The following is a 16,951-nucleotide window of genomic DNA, read 5'->3' on the forward strand; positions in this document are numbered from 1 at the left end:
GGTGATGTCCTCCGGGGCCGCGGTCACGCGGTCGCCCCTTCTTTCTTGAACAGGTCGCGGAAGACCGGATAGATCTGCGCCACCTCGACCGCCTTGCGCATCGCGAAGTGGTGCACCTCGTCCTCCAGCTTCGCGTATTCCTCCCAGAGGTTCTGCTCGGCCTCCGCCACCTGCACATAGGCGTAGTAGCGGCAGAGCGGGAGGATCTTGTCGGCCAGCAGTTCGCGGCAGCGGCCGCTGTCGTGGTGCCAGTTGTCGCCGTCACTGGCCTGCGCGCCGTAGATGTTCCAGTCGCCGGCCGGATATCGCGCGCGGATGATCTCTTCCATCATCACCAGCGCCGAGGACACCACCGTGCCGCCGGTCTCCGTGGCATGGAAGAAGTTCTGCTCATCGACTTCCTGCGCCTGGGTGTGATGTCGGATGAAGACGACGTCGATCTTCTCGTAGTGCCGCGTCAGGAACAGGTAGAGCAGGATGAAGAAGCGCTTGGCCAGGTCCTTGCGGCTCTCGTCCATCGAGCCCGAGACGTCCATCAGGCAGAACATCACCGCCCGCGTCGTGGGTTGTGGCACCTTGATGCGGTTGCGGAAACGCAGGTCGATCGGATCGAGGAACGGGATGTTGGACAGGCGCTGGCGCAGCAGCACGATGCGCGCCTCCGTCTCGGCGATCAACGCCTGGATCTCGGGGCGGCGCTTGTCTTCTTCCTGCTGCAGGGTCAGCAGCCGCGTTTCGAGTTCGTGGAGCTCGCGCCGCTTGTCCATGCCCAGCGCGATCCGACGTCCCAACGCGCCGCGCATCGAGCGCACCACGTGCAGGTTGGTCGGCGTGCCGTCGGTGACGTAGCCGGCGCGGACCGTCTTGTACTCGGGCGTCTCGGCCAGCGTCGTGCGGGCAAGATTGGGAAGCGCCAGGTCCTCGAAGAAGACCTGCATGAACTCCTCCTTGCTGAGGTGGAAGACGAAGTCGTCCTCACCCTCGCCGGAGTCGCTGGCCTGCGAGCCGCCGCCTCCGCCCTGGCCACCCTGCGGCTTGCCGATGCGGTCGCCCTTGATGTGCTCGGTATTGCCGGGCCGCACGACTTCGCGGATCCCGCCCTCGCCGTGGCTGAAGACGGGCTCGCTCAGGTCGCGTTTGGGAATCTGGACGTCCTCGCCGCGCTCCATGTCCCGGATGCCGCGCTTGTCCACCGCGCGCCGCACCGCGTCGCGGATCTGGTCCTTGTAGCGGCGCAGGAAGCGCTCCCGATTCCCGATCGACTTGTTCTTGCCCGACAGCCGCCTATCGATGATTTGTTGAAGGCCTGTCATGAGGGACCTTTCCGGTGTCATTCTTGAGCCTCAGCTCGACTTCCTCACGCGCAGATACCACTCGCAGAGCAGCCGGACCTGCTTCGGCGTGTAGCCCTTGTCCACCATCCGCTGAACGAAGTTCTCATGCTTCTTCGCCTCGTCGGCACTGGCCTTGGCGTTGAAGCTGATCACCGGCAGCAACTCCTCGGTGTTGGAGAACATCTTCTTCTCGATCACCGTGCGCAGCTTCTCGTAGCTGGTCCACAGCGGGTTCTTGCCCGCATTGTTGGCGCGCGCGCGCAGCACGAAGTTGACGATCTCGTTGCGGAAATCCTTCGGGTTGCTGATGCCTGCGGGCTTCTCGATCTTCTCCAGCTCGGCGTTCAGTGCCACGCGGTCGAAGACCTCGCCGGTGTCGGTGTCGCGGTACTCCTGATCCTGGATCCAGTAGTCGGCATACGTCACGTAGCGGTCGAAGATGTTCTGGCCGTACTCGCTGTAGCTCTCCAGGTAGGCGGTCTGGATCTCCTTCCCGATGAACTCGGCGTAGCGCGGTGCCAGCACCTCCTTGATGAAGCCGACGAACTTCTGTTCGGCTTCCTGCGGGAACTGCTCGCGCTCGATCTGCTGCTCGAGCACGTACATCAGATGGACCGGATTGGCGGCCACCTCGGTCGAATCGAAGTTGAAGACCTTCGACAGGATCTTGTAGGCGAAGCGCGTCGAGATGCCGGACATGCCTTCGTCGACGCCGGCGTAGTCGCGGTATTCCTGGATCGACTTGGCCTTCGGATCGGTGTCCTTCAGGTTGTCCCCGTCGTAGATCTGCATCTTGCTGAAGGCGCTGGAGTTCTCCGGGTCCTTCAGCCGCGTCAGCACGGCGAACTGCGCCATCATCTTCAGCGTGCCGGGCGCGCACTTGGCGTCGGCCAGCGAGGAGCCGCGGATCAGCTTCTCGTAGATCTTCACTTCCTCGCTGACGCGCAGGCAGTAGGGCACCTTGACGATGTAGATCCGGTCGAGGAAGGCCTCGTTGTTCTTGTTGTTGCGGAAGGTCTTCCACTCGCTCTCGTTGCTGTGCGCCAGCACGATGCCGTCGAAGGGGATGGCGCCGAAGCCCTCGGTGCCCTTGAAGTTGCCTTCCTGCGTCGCGGTGAGCAACGGATGGAGCACCTTGATCGGCGCCTTGAACATCTCGACGAACTCCAGCAGGCCCTGGTTGGACAGGCAAAGGCCGCCGGAATAGCTGTAGGCGTCGGGATCATCCTGGGCGTAGGTCTCGAGCTTGCGGATGTCGACCTTGCCGACCAGCGAGCTGATGTCCTGGTTGTTCTCGTCGCCCGGCTCGGTCTTGGCGACACCGATCTGCTTGAGCACGCTCGGCAGCCGCTTGACGACCTTGAACTTGCGGATGTCGCCGCCGAACTCGTCGAGCCGCTTCACCGCCCAGGGGCTCAGGATGCGGTTGAGGTAGCGGCGCGGGATGCCGTATTCGCGTTCCAGCAGCGGGCCGTCCTCGACCACGTCGAACAGACCGAGCGGACTCTCGTTCACCGGGCTGTCCTTCAGCGCGTAGAACGGGACGTGCTCCATCAGCTGCTTGAGGCGCTCGGCGATCGAGCTCTTGCCGCCGCCGACCGGGCCGAGCAGATACAGGATCTGCTTCTTCTCTTCCAGCCCCTGCGCCGCATGGCGGAAGTAGCTGACGACCTGCTCGATCGCGTCCTCCATGCCGTAGAACTCGGCGAAGGCGGGATAGATCTTGATGACCTTGTTCTGGAAGATCCGCGACAGGCGCGAGTCATTGCGCGTGTCCAGCATCTGCGGCTCGCCGATCGCCTTGAGCATGCGCTCGGGCGCGGTGGCGTAGGCGAGGGGATTGCGCTTGCACTCGTCGAGGTACTCCTCCAGCGTGAGCTCCTCGACCTTGCCGCGTTCGTAGCGTGCCGCGAAATGGCTGATCACATCCATGCTGACCTCCAGTGTGGTTCATTGGGAGGCGACGCGCGTCCGTGCGACAACGGACCTCGCATCGTCCAGGAAGTTCTGGCGACGTCCATGACTCAAGGCGTCATCAGAGCTTTCCGAGCTCAGCAAGCTTTCAGCAAACGGCCAGCCCATGCTGGTCCAAAGACCGCCGTCCTGTGTGAGGTCGCCATCGACAACCTCGAGCGCGGTACGGCTTTACCGGGTCATGCTACGCCCATCGGAAGCGATGCGCGATAGCAAGACATGACCCCGTTGTACTCCCATGTCCAACGCCTGTGAAGCGCGAAAGTTGACGATCCCCCGATACGGGGCACCTGTGAGAAGTACGAAGAAGACAGCCCGCATCCCGCGTGCCATCCTTCTGGATTGAGCCGGTCGACGGGCCTGCCGGAGGCCCGTGAGGGCTTACTCGTCCGCGCCCGCCGGACGCAGCTTTTGCAGCAAGCCGTTCAACTCGTCGAGCGATCCGAAGCTGATCGCGACTTCGCCTTGCTCGCCGCGTTTGGTCTTCTTCTTGACGCGGATTTCCACCTGCGCCGTCAGCAGATCGGAGAGTTCTTCCTCGAGTCTGAGCACGTCCCGGCTCTTGTTCGCCTTCACGCGCAACAGCGGAGCCTGGCGACCGCCGCCCTGCTGGCGTTGGACGAGCTTTTCGGCCTCGCGCACGCTGAGCTTCTTCGCGGCGATCTCGGTGGCGCTGGTGATCTGATGCGCACCGTCCAGCGCCAGCAGCGCGCGTGCGTGGCCCATGTCGATGTCGCCGGCCATCAGCATGTTCTGGACCGGCTCGGCCAGGTTCAACAAGCGCAGCAGGTTGGACGCCGCGCTGCGCGAGCGGCCCACCGCCTGCGCCGCCTGGTCGTGGGTCAGGCCGAATTCGTCGACCAGCCGCTTCAGGCCCTGTGCCTCTTCCAGCGCGTTGAGGTCCTCACGCTGGATGTTCTCGATCAGCGCCATCGCGGCGGCGGCCTCGTCCGGCACCGGCTTGACCAGCACCGGCACCTCGGCCAGCCCGGCCAGCTTCGCGGCGCGGAAGCGCCGTTCACCGGCAATGATCTCGTAGCGGACCGCGCCGTTCGGTGCGATCGGTCGCACCAGGATCGGTTGCATGATCCCTTGCGCCTTGATGCTTTCGGCCAGCTCGTAGAGCGAGCCTTCGTCCATGCGGGTGCGCGGCTGGTACTTGCCGGCCTGCATCTGTGCCAGGGGAAGTACGCCGGGTTCGCCTTCGCGCACCGCCGGTGCGTCGCTCACTTTGGGTCCGAGCAGGGCCTCGAGGCCCATGCCCAGGCCCTTGGGTTTCTTTGTCGCCATGGGGCGCGATTCTCCGTGATTCCGGGGGAGGGCCGGCAGCCCGATGTGGGGTGTTGCCCGCTTGGCCCGATTCAGCCGGCCAGGCGCTTCAGCATCCCGCGGCCTTCGGGCCAGGCGCCGAGCCCGGATTCCGCGTTGAGATGCCCCAGCGGGCCCGCCAGGACGAACTCCGCGCCCCAATCCGCCGCCATGCCGGCGGCGCGTTCGAGGGCGCAGAAAGGGTCGTTGTTCGATGCGACGACGATGGCAGGAAAGGGCAGGCGTGGACGGCGGATCGGCCGCCAGTTGTGCAGCTGCGGTGGCATCTCCTCGCGCTCGGTGTCGGGAGGCGCGACCAGCAGCGCGCCAGCGACCAGACGCGTGTGGGAGGAGTGTTCCGCCCAGGCCGCCACCAGCTGACAGCCGAGGCTGTGCGCCACCAGCAGAGCCGGCTGATCACCCAGGCGGCCGTCCTGCTGCAGGACTTCGTCGAGTCGAGCCATCCAGTCCCCGCGGCGCGGCCATTCCCAGTCGTTCTGCTCGACCCGGGTGTCGCCGTGACGCCGTTGCCATTCGCTCTGCCAATGGTCCGGGTCGGAGTTCAGCCACCCCGGCAGCAGATAGACGGGCCGCGTGATCGGGGAGAGGTCCAGGTCATTCGGCGGAATGGCGTGTGTTGACATCGGTTGGCCTTATGCTTCGCGCTTTCTTCGGGAGGGTCCCGGAGGCAGCAGATTTTGCAGGAGCGGCGATGAAGTACGCGGTGTATGTCGACGGGCAGGAAGGCACGACCGGCCTGCGCATCAATGAATATCTGGCGCAGCGCGCCGACATCGAGGTGCTGCGCATCGACGCCGACAAGCGCAAGGATGCCGCCGAGCGCGCCCGTCTGCTGAATGCCGCCGACGTCGCCTTCCTGTGCCTGCCGGACGCCGCGTCGCGCGAGGCGGCCGCCATGATCACGAACCCCAAGACCTGCCTGATCGATGCCAGCACCGCGCACCGCACCGCGCCGGGCTGGGCCTTCGGTCTGCCGGAACTGGCCAAGGGCCAGCGTGCCGCGATCCGCGATTCGAAGCGCATCGCCAACCCTGGCTGCCACGCCAGCGCCTTCATCCTGGCGGTGCGTCCGCTGGTCGATGCCGGCCTCCTGCTGGCCGACGCGCTGGTGACGGCGACCTCGATCACCGGCTACTCGGGTGGCGGCAAGTCGATGATCGCGGAGTACGAGGCGGGCGGGAATCCGAAGCTGATCGCGCCGCGTCCCTACGCGCTGGGTCTGGCCCACAAGCATCTGCCGGAAATGATGGCCCACACTGGCCTGAAGACGGCGCCGGTGTTCATGCCCATCGTCTCGAACTTCTACAAGGGCCTGGCGGTCACGGTGCCGCTGCACCTGAGCCAGCTGCGCGCCGGTACCACGCCACAGCAGGTCCGCGATGCCCTGGCGGCGCATTACGAAGGCGAGCGCTTCATCCACGTGAAACCACTGCGCGACGCGGACACCTTGGCCGTGGGTTTCTTCGATGTGCAGGCTTGCAACGACACGAACAACGTCGACCTGTTCGTCTTCGGCAGCGAGCAGCAGATTCTCGTGATGGCCCGCCTGGACAACCTGGGCAAGGGCGCCAGCGGCGCCGCGGTGCAGAGCATGAACGTGCACCTGGGCGTGGACGAATCGCTGGGTTTGACCGGTCCGGACGTCAACGACATCTGATGTCGGCATCGACGCAGGTCGGAAGTCGGGAATGGCGCCGGGATGGCGCTGTCTCCCCGCGCGACCTTGACGCCCTTCGTGAAGGGGTCATCCGTTACGGGCGCCAGCAGACGCAGGGTAGCGATGCAGAAGACATCGCGGTGGCGTTGTACGAGGGCGGTGAGCTGATCGCCGGAGCCTCCGGTCGCACCGAGTTCCAGCGCCTCTACGTCAACTACCTGTGGGTTGATGCAGACCTTCGCAGACAGGGGCTCGGCGGTGATTGCTTGCGCCAGCTCGAGGCGATGGCATTGAAGCGCGGTTGTGTCGACGCGCTGATCGAGACGCTGCTGGACGAGACTGCCGAGATGTACGAGCACCTCGGCTACGCCTGCATCAGCCATGTGCACGACTTCGTGCCGGGCTTCACCCGCCATACGCTGCTGAAGGTCTGGCAGGCGCGCGCCTAGGCGCTTACGCCCAGGCGCGTGGGTCGTCGCTGCGGTAGTGGTAGCGGTAGGCCTGCAAGAAGCCTAGACGGGCGTACAGGCGCTGTGCCGCCTCATTGTCAGCACCGACCTGCAGATACGCAGTGAGAGCGCCCTGGCGGCGCGCTTCGGTCAACAAGGCAGCGCAGAGCCGGTAGCCATGTCCGCGGCCGCGCTGGTCCTCTGGCGTGAAGATGTCGAACAGCCCCGCCATGCCGCTTGTGGGCGTTCCCTCTGGACCCGGATCGATGGCCACCTGACCACAGGCGAGCAGCACGCCGTCCCGCTCCATCTTGAACGCCTGATGGGGAACGCTGGCCAGCTCGAGTCGGCGGGCGTGGCCCCCGATCTCCTCGACGCTGGAACCGCGCAGCGCGCCGATCAGGGCGGCGTACTCGACCGGCGACAGGGATTTCAAGCCGCTCGCGTCAACGAATGCGTCCAGCGAAGGCAGCACCATCACGTCGGCGGGATCGAAGCGGGTCCATCCCTGGGCGGCGAGTTGATCGTCCAGGTCAGCCGGTTGGCTGAACGGGGTGAGTCGAAGGATCAGCGGCAGCCCCGCCTGCTCGAAGCTGACGCGGCAGCGGCGCAACAGCTCGTCCAGGGGGAGGGTGCCGCCGGCCAGCGCGTTCACGCATCGCGAGCGCTTGGCCTTGCCCGGCGACAACCTCAGCAGCCAGCCCTCGACTTGTGCTTCACGTGGCGCGGACGCCGCGTTGAGACCGGCCAGTTCCGCGCGGCGGGCGAGGGCGTCCAGCTCGGGAGACATCGTTCAGCGCATGGCGCCGACGCGGGTCACCATTTCCTTGGCGAAATCGATGAAGGCGTGAGCCCCCTTGGAGCCGCCGTCGAACACGACGCCCGGCAGGCCGTAGCTGGGCGCTTCTGCGAGCCGGACGTTGCGTGGGATGACGGTGTCGAAGACCTTCTCGCCGAAGTGCGCCTTCAGCTGCTCGCTGACCTGCTGCTGCAGGGTGATGCGCGGATCAAACATGACGCGCAGCAGGCCGATGATCTGCAGGTCCGGATTCAGGTTCGCGTGGATCTGCTTGATCGTGTTGACCAGGTCGGTCAGCCCTTCCAGGGCGAAGTACTCGCACTGCATCGGAACGACCACCCCGTGCGCTGAGCACAGTCCGTTCAGGGTGAGCATGGACAGCGACGGCGGGCAGTCGATCAGGATGAAGTCGTAATCCTGTGCCGAGGCAGCCAATGCCGTTTTCAGACGTTGTTCGCGACGGTCGAGTTCCACGAGCTCCACCTCGGCGCCAGCCAACTCGCGGTTTGCCCCCAGCACGTCGTAGCCCGCCTTCTCGCTGCGCTGCCTCGCCTCGGCGATGGTGGCGGACTCCAGCAGTACGTCATACACCGTCAGCGACAGCGCCCGCTTGTCGATGCCCGAACCCATGGTGGCGTTACCTTGAGGGTCGAGATCGACCACCAATACCCGCTGTCCAACCTTGGCCAGACCGGCGGCCAGATTCACGGTGGTGGTCGTCTTTCCGACGCCGCCTTTTTGGTTTGCAACACAAAAGATCTTGGCCATGAATGGTCGGAGGGCAGGGCTCTGGAGAGGGGCGGAGCTTAACCGATGACGGTGGTCGGACGGATCCACAGCAGGCAACGTTGCGCGTCGAGACCTGGAACATCCAGCTGTTCCACGTGAAACACGGACAGATCAGGCGCGCGCTGGGCAAGTTCGTGAATCTCTTCGGCAGGGTGCTGGCCCTTCATGGCCGCCCACACGGCGTCCGGCTTCAAATGCATCCGGGTCCATGCGGTGAAGTCAGCCAGGGAGGCGAAAGCCCGCGAAGTGATGACGTCAAAGGGTGCTGTCTTCAATTGCTCAACCCGCGAATGTTCCGCGTGAAGGTTGGGTAGTCCGATCTCTGCAGCAACCTGGGCGATGAAGAAGGCCTTCTTGCCGACGGTGTCCACGCAGGTGACGTCGATGGTCGGATCGCAGATGGCGATGACGACGCCGGGCAACCCGCCGCCGCTACCAACGTCCATCAACCGGAGCGATCGCCCGGTCGCATGACGTTGCAACGGCGGAATCAAGCTGAGACTGTCCACCAGGTGTTGGGTCAGCATGGCCTGCGGGTCGCGGACAGCCGTCAGGTTGTAGACCTTGTTCCATTTCGACAGCAGGCTGAGGTAAGCGATCAGCCGGTCAAGCTGCTCATCCGTGAGGCCGAGTTGAAGCGTTTCGGCCGCGGCGGCGAGACGGGAGCGGAGGTCGAGGTCGGTCATCGATAAGCGGGGAAGGGTGGTGTCAGGCAGCGTTCGAGTTGATCGCGGCTTGTTCGGTGAAGCCCTTGAAGCGGCCCTTGCGCAGATGGATCAGCAGCAGAGAGATCGCTGCGGGCGTGATGCCGGAGATCCGCGACGCTTGGCCGAGCGTTTCCGGACGATGCTTGCCGAGCTTCTGGCGGGCCTCGAAAGACAGGGCGGTGACGAGACCGTAGTCGAGATCTTCGGGCAGCTTGAGGTGCTCGTAGTTCGATGCGCGGGCCACATCCTCCTGCTGCTTGCTGATGTAGCCGGCGTACTTGACGCCGACTTCCAGCTGTTCGATCACGGCGGCGGCCAGCTCGGCCCCGAGCGTCTCAGCGAGAGATGTGCGAGTGACTCCTACCTCAGGGCGTGCAATGGAAGCGACTTCGGAGATGGTGTCGAACGTGACACCGGGGCGACGCAGCAGGTCGATCAGGTTGTACTCGCGTTCGAGGGCCTTGCCCACGAGCCGCTCGGCATCGGCCGCCGGCAGGGTGTTCGGATTGACCCAGGTCGACTTCAGCTTCTCTGTTTCACGTGAAACAGCGTCGCGCTTCCGGTTGAAAGCGTCCCAGCGCGCATCGTCGACCAACCCCAATTGGCGGCCTGCTTCGGTGAGGCGCATGTCGGCGTTGTCTTCACGAAGCTGCAGTCGGAACTCGGCGCGGCTCGTGAACATGCGATACGGCTCGGTGACGCCCTTGGTGATCAGGTCGTCGACCAGCACGCCCAGATAGGCTTGGTCGCGGCTCGGGAGCCAAGCGTCCTTGCCCTGAACCTGGAGCGCAGCGTTCAAACCGGCGAACAGCCCCTGCGCCGCCGCCTCTTCATAGCCGGTCGTGCCGTTGATCTGGCCCGCGAAGAACAGGCCTCCGATGGCGCGCGTTTCGAAGCTGGACTTCAACTCGCGGGGATCGAAGTAGTCGTACTCGATCGCATAGCCGGGGCGCAGGATGTGCACGTTCTCCAGGCCAGGGATCGACTGGACGGCCGCAAGCTGGATGTCGAAGGGCAGGGAAGTCGAGATGCCGTTCGGATAGAACTCGTGCGTCGTCAGCCCCTCGGGCTCCAGGAAGATCTGATGTGAGTTCTTGTCGGCGAAGCGGTTGACCTTGTCCTCGATGGAGGGGCAATAGCGCGGGCCGACGCCCTCGATCACGCCGGTGAACATCGGACTGCGATCGAAGCCGGAACGGATGATCTCGTGCGTGCGTTCGTTGGTATGCGTGATCCAGCAGGGGAGCTGCCGTGGATGTTGCGCGGCGTTCCCCATGAAGCTGAACACGGGCACCGGGTCCAGGTCGCCGGGCTGCTCCGCGCATTGGGAGAAGTCGATGGTGCGCCCGTCCAGACGCGGCGGGGTGCCAGTCTTCAGACGACCTTGCGGCAGCTTGAGCTCCTTGAGGCGGCCCGACAGCGACACTGCCGGCGGATCGCCAGCGCGACCGGCAGCGTAGTTCTCAAGACCGATGTGGATCTTCCCGTCGAGGAAAGTACCGGCGGTCAGCACGACCGCGCGGGCGCGGAAGCGCAGGCCCGATTGCGTGACCGCACCGACCACGCGATCGCCCTCGACCATCAGGTCGTCGACAGCCTGCTGGAACAGCATCAGGTTGGGCTGGTTCTCCAGCCGGTGGCGGATGGCCGCCTTGTAGAGGATGCGGTCAGCCTGAGCGCGCGTGGCGCGGACGGCCGGGCCTTTGGAACCGTTGAGGATGCGGAACTGGATGCCGCCTTCATCGGTCGCCGCGGCCATCGCGCCACCGAGCGCATCGACTTCCTTGACCAGGTGGCCCTTGCCGATGCCGCCGATCGACGGATTGCAACTCATCTGCCCCAGCGTCTCGATGTTGTGGGTCAGCAGCAGCGTGCTGACGCCCATGCGGGCGGCAGCCAGCGCGGCCTCGGTGCCGGCATGGCCGCCACCGACCACGATCACGTCGAACTCTTTCGGATAAAGCATGGCAAGGCGTCCAGCGGAATCGGCGATCAAGGGATCGAGGCCATCGCGACGCGCGCAAGGCGCGGAATCAGGCGATGGGCAGCCGGCTGGCGTTCAGATGAGGGAAGGCCGTGATTTTACGCGGGGCTGTGGATAAGTCACTGCCTCATGGGCATGCCCGACGGACCTTGTTGTCGGCGTTCATGCGTGGACAGCGACAATGTGCTTCCCATGAATTGCCGCCCTTCCTGCGCCGCCTGCTGCATCGCGCCGTCGATCAGCAGTCCCATCCCCGGCATGCCCAACGGCAAGCCGGCCGGGGTGCGCTGCGTCCAGCTCGATGACGCGCTGCGTTGCAAGATCTTTGGCCAGCCGGAGCGGCCCGCCGTGTGCGGTTCGCTGCCTCCGTCGGAAGACATGTGCGGCAACTCCCGAGAGCAGGCGATGCGCTGGCTCGGATGGATGGAGGAAGAGACCCGACCCGCCTGAGGTCCTCGTCGATCCCTCTCTCCGGGGAGAGGCAGGGGGCCGGCGGTGCCGTATCCTTTCGCCCCAAACAGAGAGAGGGAGTTCCGAATGAAGCAGTGGGCGCTGTGGCTGCCGTTGCTCCTCGCGCCGATCGACGGTGCATGGGCGATCAACAAGTGCACGAATAAGGATGGCACGGTCTCGTTCCAGGACGCGCCTTGCCCGCGGGAGGCGGAGTCCAAGGAAATCGACGTCAAGGTGACGCCCTCTCCCTCGCGGCAGACTTCAGACCCGAGAATGCCTCCGCTGCCGAGTCTTGCGCGCGTGACCGATCAGCGCGTGCATCGTGCCTCCCGGGCGACCGCTGAAGTGGAGGCCATTGCGCTCAAGGCCCGGGACTGCCGCAACCACCTGTCCCTGGCCGGCAAGGATCGGAGCGACACCTGCAAGCGCCTCGCGGAACAGGCGGAGGCTCAACTCAAGCCGCAGGTCGACACGCTGCGCGACCTGAGTGAAGACTTCGATTTCCGCCAAAAGTACCGCCTCTACTTCGACCGCAGCGGCGTCGCCGCACGCTCGGCCGCCATCGACACACTCGCCATCAAGGAAATGCTCGCCGAGGCAACCGCCACCGCCGCGTCGGCCCCTGCGAAGACCTTGCTGCCCAAGAAGAACGACATCCGCAGCTGAGAAACCGCGGGGCGGCCGCCGCCCTCCGTAGGGAGCTGAAAGGACGCTGACAGCGCACCCCGCGTAGAGTCGGAGCTTCCAGAAGATCACATCGGAGACCCCGCATGACCCCCACCGACGAGGACCGCCGCCGTTTCCTGCAGCAGTCCGTTGCACTTGGCGCCGCGGGCGCCGCCCTCGGCACGGCGCTCCCCGCATTCGCGCAATCGACCTGGCCCTCGCGCAATGTGCGTTTCGTCGTGCCCTTCGCGCCGGGTGGCAGCAGCGAGATCGTCGCCCGCGCCACTGCCGCTGAACTCAGCAAGACGCTCGGACAGTCGGTCTACGTCGACAACAAGCCTGGCGGTGGCGGCAACATCGCGATGGGTGAGGTCGCACGCGCGGAAGATCAGCACACGCTGATCCTCGGCCACATCGGCACGCTGGCGGTGAATCCCTACATCTACGACAAGCTGCCCTACGACCCCAACCGCGACTTCAAGCCCATCACGCTGCTGGCCAAGGTGCCCAGCCTCTACGTTGTCCATCCTGACGTGCCGGCGCGCAATCTGAAGGAGTGGGTCGCCCTCGTGCGCAAGAACCCTGGCAAGTTCAGCTACGGCTCGGCCGGCAACGGCAGCGCGGGGCATCTGGCGATGGAGTACCTGAAGATGGTCGCCGACCTCTTCATCCTGCATGTGCCGTACCGTGGCACCGGCCCGCAGTTGACGGATCTGCTGGCGGGCCGCCTCGAGGCGGCCTCGGTCGGCGCTCCGGCCATCATGCAGTTCATCAAGGCGGGCAAGTTGCGCTGCATCGCGACGGGCTCCAAGGAGCGGCTGCCGCAGCTGCCCGATGTGCCGACGATCGCGGAGCAGGGCTACCCCGGCTTCGAGATGACCCAGTGGTACGGCCTGTGCGCGCCGGCCAACCTGGCGCAGGCCAACGCCGACAAACTGGCCGTTGAATCGGTGAAAGCGATCCGCTCCGCTTCGGCCCGTGAGCGTCTGAGCCATGATGCGGCCGAGGCTGTCGGCAACACGCCAGCACAATTCACTGCGTTCATCGCGCAGGAGCAGCAGCGATGGAAGCAGGTCGTGGCTCGCGCGAAGATCAAGCCCGATTGATCGAAAGTCGCGGCGCCTGAGGGGGAGGCTCAGCGGTGCTGGACCGAACGCAGATCCTGCACGACGCGCCCCCCCTGGAGGCTGACCACGCGCTGCGCCGCCGCGATGGTCTCGGGGCGATGCGCGATGACGATCCGCGTCAGCGATAGCTGGCGCAGGCTTGCATTTACGAGTCGCTCCCGTTCCACGTCGAGCGCGCTGGTGGCCTCGTCCAGGAACAGGAAGCGCGGTCGCTTGTACAGCGCGCGCGCCAGCAGGATGCGCTGCCGCTGCCCGCCGGACAGGCTCGATCCCATGTCGCCGATCAGTGTCTGCAGTCGCATCGGCATGGCCTCGATGTCCTCGAGCACGCAGGCAAGCCGCGCGCACTCGCGCACCCAGTCCGGATCGACATCGAGGTCGAAGAAACTGATGTTGTCGGCAATGCTGCCGGCGAAAAGCTGGTCGTCCTGCATGACCGTGCCGATACGCTCACGCCAGGCATTCGCGCCCAACTGCGCAAGCGCCACGCCGCCGATCCGAATCTCGCCATGCTGCGGCGCATGGATGCCCAACATCAGTTTCATCAACGTCGTCTTGCCGCAGCCCGAGGGGCCGACGATCGCCACCGACTCGCCGGGTTCTATGCGTAGCGAGCAGCCGGCGATGACTTCCGGCTCGCCATCGGCGTAGCGGAAACGCAGGCCGTCGAGCTCCAGCGCCGCGTCGGGCGGCACCGTGCGGCCAGGTGCTTCGAACTCCGCCTCGGGGGCGGTCAACACGATGTCGGCCAGCCGCTCACCCTGGAGCCGCAGCATCTTCAATGCGACCAGCTTGTCGATCAGCCCGGCGATGCGCTGGCTGAACTGATCCTTGTAGGCGAGGAAGGCAAAGAGCATCCCCACCGACAGCGCATTGTCCAGCACCAGCATCGCACCCATCGCGACGATCACCACGCGCTCCAGACCGAACAGCAGCTTGTTGCCCTGCGTCATGCCAAGCTCGAACTTGCGGCCGGTCAGCGACGCGTTCATCTGCTCGACGACCAGGTTGGCGAAGCGCGCGCTGCGGTCGGCCTGCGCGTTGAAAAGCTTGATCGCCTGTGCGCCGCGCAGTGACTCAAGGAAATGGGTGTTCTGGCGAGCTTCATGGGTCAGCGCTTCTTCCTGCGCGTCGCGCAGCGGGCGGAAGCAGGCCCAACGCAGCAGCGCGTAGCCGGCCACCGAGGCCAACGCCACGGCCGTCAGTCGGCCGCTGTAAAGCACCATCATCGCCAGCGTCAGCAGCACCATCAGACCGTCGAGGACGGCTTCGATAAAACTGCCCGTGAGTGTCTTCTGGATTTCCTGCACGCTGGAGAAGCGCGACCAGATGTCGCCGAGGTGCCGTTTCTCGAACCAGACGAGCGGTAGCCGCAGCAGGTGCGAAAACACGTTGGAGAGCCACTGCAGATTCAGCGATGCTGACAGGATCATCACCGCCCACGAGCGCAGCAGCCCAACGCCCACCTGCAGCAGCACCAACAGCGCAAAGCCGATGCCCAGCGTCACGAGCAGGTCGCGGTCGGCGCTGACGATCACGCCGTCGACCGTCCATTGCAGCAGGAAGGGAGCCAGCAGGCCGAGCAGTTCCAGTCCCAACGCGAGTGCCAGGACTTGAGCGATCGAGCGCTTGAGGCCGGTCACGTGGCCAAGCAACTGGCGCCACTTCGGCGCGGGTGCCGGCGCCTTGCGCGCGAAGTCCATGCCCGGTCGCAATTCAAGCGCGACGCCGGTGAAATGCTTGGACACCTCAGCCAGCGTCAATCGGCGCTCACCATGCGCCGGATCGAGCACCAGGACACGATCGCCGTCGACGCGTTCCAGCACGACGAAGTGATTGAAGTCCCAGTGCAGGATGCAGGGCGTTTGGAGCTTGTGCAGCGTGTGAGGTTCGGCGCGCAGGGCGCGGGCGGTCAACCCGAGTTGCGCGCCCATGCGCACCAGGTCCGCCATCGTCAGGCCCTTGAGGGAGACCGCGAAGCGGTCGCGCAACTCGCCCAGCGTCCAGCGCTGACCATGCGCGCCAGCGACCATGGCGAGGCACGCGAGGCCGCACTCCGCAGCCTCGGTCTGCAGGATGGCGGGACGGTGGCGGCGCCAACCGAGGTTCAGCCGCGACAGGACGCCGCTGGATGTGGCGCCAGCGACTGGGGTGCCAGAAGAGGGAGCATCAGACACGGCGGACGAGGCTCAAAAGCGGTTCGAAGATCCATTCGATCAAACGGCGCCGTTCCAGCAGTACATCGGCTTCAAGCAACATGCCGGGGCTCAACGTCTGGTCCTGCCCATAGGCTTCGACGGACTGGCGTTGCAGTTGCACAGTGATGCGGTACATCGGTTCGCCTTGCGCCATCGCTGCGGGCAGGCCGAGCTGCGCGAGTTCTGCAGCCTGCAGCGGTGTACGCGAGACTTGCAGAACCTCGCCCTGCTGCTGGCCGAATTTCTGGTACGGAAAGGCTTGGTAGCGCAGCAGTACCGCCTGATGAGGCCGCAGGAAGCCGACCGCGCTGGATGGCGCGTAGAGGTGGGCCTGCAGGGGCATGTGCGCGGGGAGCAGGGCGGCGAGTTGCGTCCCGGCCTGGACGACCTGGCCAGGCTCGGCGAGCACGGTGCTCATCTGACCGTCACTGGGCGCGCGCAGTACCAGCCGGCGGCGCGCCTCATTTTCGACGCCTTGCGCCTGCAGCGCGGCGATGTCGCGTGCGAGTTCCCCTTGCTGGACCTGGGCCTTCAACGGAATCGAATGAAGCTCAGCTTGCAAGCCCAACGCCTCCCGCTGCAGGTTCTCGCGCTCTCGCGCCAGCGCCTGCCGTTGGGCCTGCAAGCCAAGCAACTCCTCCCGCTTGGTCTGGACCTGGGCGCTCGAAACGAACTGGTCTTTCGCCAGCGATTCAAGCCGCCCCAGGCTCTGCTGCGCCAGCGCTTCGCGCTGGGCATGCAGCTGCAGCTCGGCGTCAGCCTGCTGCAGTGTGGATGCGAGCGTAGCGATTCGCGCTTTCAGCGATGTCGCCTGGCTCTGCGCGAGTTCCCGCTGCTGTGCCTGCGCGGCACCCAGCGATTCCTCGCGATCCTTCAAGGTCCGCGACAAGCCGTCGCCGGTCGGATTGGCACTGTCGAGCGAGAGCACGAACAGCACGTCGCCTTCGCGGACCTGTTGCCCATCCTGGACGGGCCGTGCCATGACGGTGGCGCTCTGCGGCACGCTCAGCCGCATCACACCTCGCTCGGGCACCAGCAGACCATTGACTCGGGCCTTGCGGGTGTATTCGGTACTGAACAGGAAGACCCCGACGGCCACCACGCCGCCCAGCGCCAGAATGCTCAGCCACTTCAACGTGGTCGGTCGATGCAATTGCACCGAACCCAGCCAGGCCTGCTGTTGCGAGGCCTGCGCCTCGGCGCGGAACAGCGCCACCACGATTTGCTACGCCTTGTTGCGAACCTGACGGCTCGCGACGCATGGACGGTTTACCAAGTGCCCTTCGGCGCGGGTTCGACTTCCGCGGCAGACACGTCGACAAGGACAGTCTGCCCCACCAGCCAGGTGCCCTTCGGAGCGCCGCCGCCGACATGCACCAAGGACTGCAGGTCCAACTCGACCAGACCTTCTTCGACTTGCGTGTTGACGGCGACGTTTTGCGGTTGGGCTTGCATGAGAGGCTCCAGATTCGGTGACGTGCCCAG

17 protein-coding genes are annotated in these 16,951 nt (G+C 65.4%); 5 read left to right on the plus strand and 12 right to left on the minus strand.

Features of this window, described 5'->3' with window-relative positions; genetic code table 11:
- Positions 1-23: 23 nt before the first annotated feature.
- The 4 genes from AC07OZ_RS09680 to AC07OZ_RS09695 all read right to left on the minus strand — a co-directional run bounded on the left by AC07OZ_RS09680 (position 24) and on the right by AC07OZ_RS09695 (position 5,260).
- Positions 24-1,313, minus strand: coding sequence for a YeaH/YhbH family protein (locus tag AC07OZ_RS09680; protein WP_495466933.1), 1,290 nt, complete (start codon positions 1,311-1,313; stop codon positions 24-26).
- A 30-nt stretch (positions 1,314-1,343) separates the two neighbouring features.
- On the minus strand, positions 1,344-3,266 hold the full coding sequence (locus tag AC07OZ_RS09685; protein WP_495466934.1) for a PrkA family serine protein kinase: 1,923 nt from the start codon (positions 3,264-3,266) through the stop codon (positions 1,344-1,346).
- 423 nt (positions 3,267-3,689) lie between these two features.
- Positions 3,690-4,598, minus strand: coding sequence for a ParB/RepB/Spo0J family partition protein (locus tag AC07OZ_RS09690; RefSeq protein ID WP_331614092.1), 909 nt, complete (start codon positions 4,596-4,598; stop codon positions 3,690-3,692).
- 71 nt (positions 4,599-4,669) lie between these two features.
- On the minus strand, positions 4,670-5,260 hold the full coding sequence (locus tag AC07OZ_RS09695; protein WP_495466935.1) for an RBBP9/YdeN family alpha/beta hydrolase: 591 nt from the start codon (positions 5,258-5,260) through the stop codon (positions 4,670-4,672).
- Positions 5,261-5,328: 68 nt separating this feature from the next.
- Between AC07OZ_RS09695 and argC the strand changes: the two genes are divergently transcribed.
- Together argC and AC07OZ_RS09705 are read left to right on the plus strand one after the other, a co-directional pair.
- Entirely contained in the window at positions 5,329-6,294 is a 966-nt protein-coding gene (gene argC, locus AC07OZ_RS09700; RefSeq protein WP_495466936.1) for an N-acetyl-gamma-glutamyl-phosphate reductase, read from the plus strand.
- Positions 6,294-6,743, plus strand: coding sequence for a GNAT family N-acetyltransferase (locus AC07OZ_RS09705; protein WP_495466937.1), 450 nt, complete (start codon positions 6,294-6,296; stop codon positions 6,741-6,743). The genes argC and AC07OZ_RS09705 overlap by 1 nt, the downstream gene beginning before the upstream one ends.
- A 4-nt stretch (positions 6,744-6,747) precedes the next feature.
- On the opposite strand, the gene AC07OZ_RS09710 is transcribed toward AC07OZ_RS09705, so the two are convergent.
- The 5 genes from AC07OZ_RS09710 to AC07OZ_RS09730 all read right to left on the minus strand — a co-directional run bounded on the left by AC07OZ_RS09710 (position 6,748) and on the right by AC07OZ_RS09730 (position 11,273).
- Complete coding sequence (locus AC07OZ_RS09710; protein WP_495466938.1) at positions 6,748-7,533, minus strand: GNAT family N-acetyltransferase; 786 nt, start codon at positions 7,531-7,533, stop codon at positions 6,748-6,750.
- Positions 7,534-7,536: 3 nt separating this feature from the next.
- Positions 7,537-8,310 (minus strand): ParA family protein, encoded by a 774-nt coding sequence (locus tag AC07OZ_RS09715; protein ID WP_483108322.1) that lies wholly within the window; start codon positions 8,308-8,310, stop codon positions 7,537-7,539.
- A gap of 38 nt (positions 8,311-8,348) precedes the next feature.
- On the minus strand, positions 8,349-9,017 hold the full coding sequence (gene rsmG / locus AC07OZ_RS09720) for a 16S rRNA (guanine(527)-N(7))-methyltransferase RsmG (protein WP_495466939.1): 669 nt from the start codon (positions 9,015-9,017) through the stop codon (positions 8,349-8,351).
- Between the two features lie 22 nt (positions 9,018-9,039).
- Positions 9,040-11,004 (minus strand): tRNA uridine-5-carboxymethylaminomethyl(34) synthesis enzyme MnmG, encoded by a 1,965-nt coding sequence (gene mnmG / locus AC07OZ_RS09725; protein ID WP_495467360.1) that lies wholly within the window; start codon positions 11,002-11,004, stop codon positions 9,040-9,042.
- A gap of 137 nt (positions 11,005-11,141) precedes the next feature.
- Positions 11,142-11,273, minus strand: a complete 132-nt coding sequence (locus AC07OZ_RS09730) for a hypothetical protein (RefSeq protein ID WP_495467380.1) — start codon at positions 11,271-11,273, stop codon at positions 11,142-11,144.
- Here AC07OZ_RS09730 and AC07OZ_RS09735 point away from each other — a divergent pair.
- From AC07OZ_RS09735 to AC07OZ_RS09745, 3 genes are all read left to right on the plus strand, one after another.
- A complete protein-coding gene (locus AC07OZ_RS09735) occupies positions 11,215-11,472 on the plus strand; it encodes a YkgJ family cysteine cluster protein (RefSeq protein ID WP_495466940.1) in 258 nt (85 codons plus the stop codon). The two genes, AC07OZ_RS09730 and AC07OZ_RS09735, sit on opposite strands and share 59 nt — an antisense overlap.
- Positions 11,473-11,559: 87 nt before the next feature.
- A complete protein-coding gene (locus AC07OZ_RS09740; protein ID WP_495466941.1) occupies positions 11,560-12,141 on the plus strand; it encodes a DUF4124 domain-containing protein in 582 nt (193 codons plus the stop codon).
- 104 nt (positions 12,142-12,245) lie between these two features.
- Positions 12,246-13,247 (plus strand): Bug family tripartite tricarboxylate transporter substrate binding protein, encoded by a 1,002-nt coding sequence (locus AC07OZ_RS09745; protein ID WP_495466942.1) that lies wholly within the window; start codon positions 12,246-12,248, stop codon positions 13,245-13,247.
- A 29-nt stretch (positions 13,248-13,276) separates the two neighbouring features.
- Here AC07OZ_RS09745 and AC07OZ_RS09750 read toward each other — a convergent pair whose 3' ends face one another.
- The 3 genes from AC07OZ_RS09750 to AC07OZ_RS09760 are packed head-to-tail and all read right to left on the minus strand — an operon-like array spanning position 13,277 to position 16,921.
- Positions 13,277-15,445 carry a peptidase domain-containing ABC transporter gene (locus tag AC07OZ_RS09750; RefSeq protein ID WP_495466943.1) on the minus strand — a complete coding sequence of 723 codons (2,169 nt, stop codon included), beginning with the start codon at positions 15,443-15,445 and terminating at the stop codon, positions 13,277-13,279.
- Positions 15,438-16,682 (minus strand): HlyD family secretion protein, encoded by a 1,245-nt coding sequence (locus AC07OZ_RS09755; protein ID WP_495466944.1) that lies wholly within the window; start codon positions 16,680-16,682, stop codon positions 15,438-15,440. The genes AC07OZ_RS09750 and AC07OZ_RS09755 overlap by 8 nt, the downstream gene beginning before the upstream one ends.
- Before the next feature lie 53 nt (positions 16,683-16,735).
- Complete coding sequence (locus tag AC07OZ_RS09760) at positions 16,736-16,921, minus strand: hypothetical protein (RefSeq protein ID WP_088408029.1); 186 nt, start codon at positions 16,919-16,921, stop codon at positions 16,736-16,738.
- Positions 16,922-16,951: the final 30 nt, after the last annotated feature.

This window comes from Roseateles sp. GW821-FHT09G03 (assembly GCF_059416045.1).